The organism is Streptomyces sp. NPDC055078 (assembly GCF_053607985.1).
Genome location: NZ_JBSGUP010000968.1, coordinates 1 through 2,194, shown reverse-complemented (window position 1 = coordinate 2,194; position 2,194 = coordinate 1). Strand labels below are relative to the sequence as shown.

Annotated in this window: 3 protein-coding genes; 1 reads left to right on the top strand and 2 read right to left on the bottom strand. The window is 70.7% G+C overall.

The features are described from left to right. Positions 1-25: 25 nt before the first annotated feature. Positions 26-475: an ABA4-like family protein gene (locus ACWF94_RS39215; RefSeq protein WP_453499870.1), complete on the bottom strand. Its 450-nt coding sequence runs from the start codon at positions 473-475 to the stop codon at positions 26-28. Further along, positions 472-1,395 (bottom strand): hypothetical protein, encoded by a 924-nt coding sequence (locus tag ACWF94_RS39210; RefSeq protein ID WP_453499872.1) that lies wholly within the window; start codon positions 1,393-1,395, stop codon positions 472-474. The genes ACWF94_RS39215 and ACWF94_RS39210 overlap by 4 nt, the downstream gene beginning before the upstream one ends. Positions 1,396-1,554: 159 nt before the next feature. Between ACWF94_RS39210 and ACWF94_RS39205 the strand changes: the two genes are divergently transcribed. After that, a partial coding sequence (locus ACWF94_RS39205) for a MerR family transcriptional regulator (protein WP_453499868.1) occupies positions 1,555-2,194 on the top strand: 640 nt, incomplete at its 3' end.

Sequence of the window (2,194 nt, the reverse complement as noted above, 5' to 3'; positions counted from 1 at the left end):
GTGCGGGGCCCGGCCCATGCGGTGCTCAGACGGCCGCCCGGTCGGGGACGGCGGTGGCCGACCGGCTCTTCGCCGCGCGCAGTACCAGGAAGACCGGGAGCGCGAAGGGCGACAGCAGGATCGTCAGCACCAGCAGCGGGCCCATCACCAGCGGGTGGATCCCCAGCCGCCGCGCTTCGAGGAACATCCACTGCCCGAGCAGCAGATCCCAGGCGATGATCTGCGCCCACAGCGCGCCCGCGCCGCCGTCGATGTCGACCAGCTTCTGGAGCCCGTCCAGGTCGGGGGCGCTCACCAGGGTCCACAGCTCGGGCAGGACGGGCAGCGCCAGGGCCGTGTACACGACCAGGACCGGGATGACCGTCAGCGGTGAGGAGGCGATCCGGGCCGTGGTGCGCCACCCCGGCGCGAAGATCATCAGCAGCCAGACGGGGACGGCCAGGAGGAAGGCGAGCTGGAAGAGGAAGCCGGTCATCGTGCGTACTCCTTCTCGGTGCCGTCCCGCTGCGGGACCGCACCGGGGTGCGGGCGGGCCGGGCGCACCGACGCGTACGCGCCGATCGCTCCGGCGGTGAGGATCGCGGCCAGCGCGATGAGCGTCGCGCCGTCCGGATGGATCAGTGGCTGGCCGCGCAGCGCCTGCCAGGTGACCAGGGCGAGCAGACCGGCGTATGTCCCCGATGCCGTCACCACCAGGCGCAGCCGGACGCCCTCGTCCCGCAGCCGGGGCAGGCGGGGGGCGAGCAGCAGCAGGACGAGCAGGAACAGCGGGAGCAGTTGGAGGGCGTGCATGCCCACGAAGTGGGGGATACGCAGATCCCCGCCGGTCGTCGACCAGCCGGTGACCGGCATCGACGGGCCGCCGTCCGGCACGCCCACCGAGTGCGCTCCGACGATGTCGCCCGAACCGCTCCCGTCGGCCGCCGACTGCTCGGCGGTGGGCAGGAGCATCAGGAACCCGAGTGCCAGGCCCACCAGAGCGATCACGGCACCGAGCCGCAGTGCCCAGGTGGACGCGGGATCGGCGAGCCGGAAGCGGAACATCAGGATCGCGATGACCATCGTGGCGACCCAGAGGACGACGATCGTGGTGCCCATGATGGTGAACAGCGTCGTGTCGAGCCCGGTCTCGAAGTTGAAGTGGCTGCGCCTGCCGCGTACCACTTGGCCGACGATGACCGCCATCTCGACCACCGAGGTGACGGCGATGACGGTCCCCGCCCACCAGCCCAGCCTGCGGGCGCGGGTGGTGAGCGACAGCATCCAGGCCAGGGACAGGCCGTAGAGCGTGAACGAGACCGAGAACTTGAAGGGTTTGAACCAGATTCGTGAGCCGACGAGTACGCGGTCGTCCGCGATCAGACCGATGGCGCAGACGACCGACAGAACGGCCATGGAAGCGGCGAGGGCCATCAGCGGCCGGTGCCAGGAACGCCAGGAAGACGGCATGGGAGTACCCCCGTGGAATACGGATAGTGGCACTGTCCGCTATCCGTTAGTGCCACTATCTATGATGGGGCTCGGTAAGGGCAAGGGCGGAAAGGTGAGACAGCCGTGCGCATTGGCGAGCTGAGCCGGCGGACCGGGGTTCCGGTACCGACGATCAAGTACTACGTACGGGAGGGGCTGCTCCCCGCCGGGCGGCTGACCAGCCCCAACCAGGCCACCTACGACGAGTCGCACGAACGCAGGCTGCGGCTGATCCGCGCGATGCTCGATGTGGGCGGGCTGAAGGTGGCCGCCATCGCGGATGTCCTCGCGGCGGTGGACGACCCCGGCAGATCGGTGCACAAGGTGCTGGGAGTGGCGTCGGAACTGCTCGTCCAGCGCTTCCCGCCCGCCGGGCTCGATCCGGAACTGGGTGAGGCCCGCGAACGCGTCGTCGCGCTGATCGCCGACCGGGGGTGGCGGGTGGACCCTGACTGTGCGGCCGTCGACTCGCTGGCCACCGCGCTGGCGACCCTGGAGCGGCTCGGCCAGGGGGACTTCGCGGAGGTACTGGACGACTACGCGGCGGTGGCGGAGCAGATCGCCCGCGCCGACCTGCGCTACGCCGCGGCGAAGCAGGGCCGTGAGGCGCTGGTCGAAGGGGTCATCGTGGGGACGGTGGTGGGCGACGCGATGCTGGACGCGCTACGGCATCTGGCGCAGGTGGACAGGTCAGCGCGGGTGTACGGGGGTGGGGTGGGGGAGG

What these genes read in the sequence shown, in the direction of transcription:
- ACWF94_RS39210 (WP_453499872.1), bottom strand. Translation starts at nt 1,395, where the DNA reads ATGGCCGTTCTGTCGGTCGTCTGCGCCATCGGTCTGATCGCGGACGAC.
- ACWF94_RS39215 (WP_453499870.1), bottom strand. Translation starts at nt 475, where the DNA reads ATGACCGGCTTCCTCTTCCAGCTCGCCTTCCTCCTGGCCGTCCCCGTC.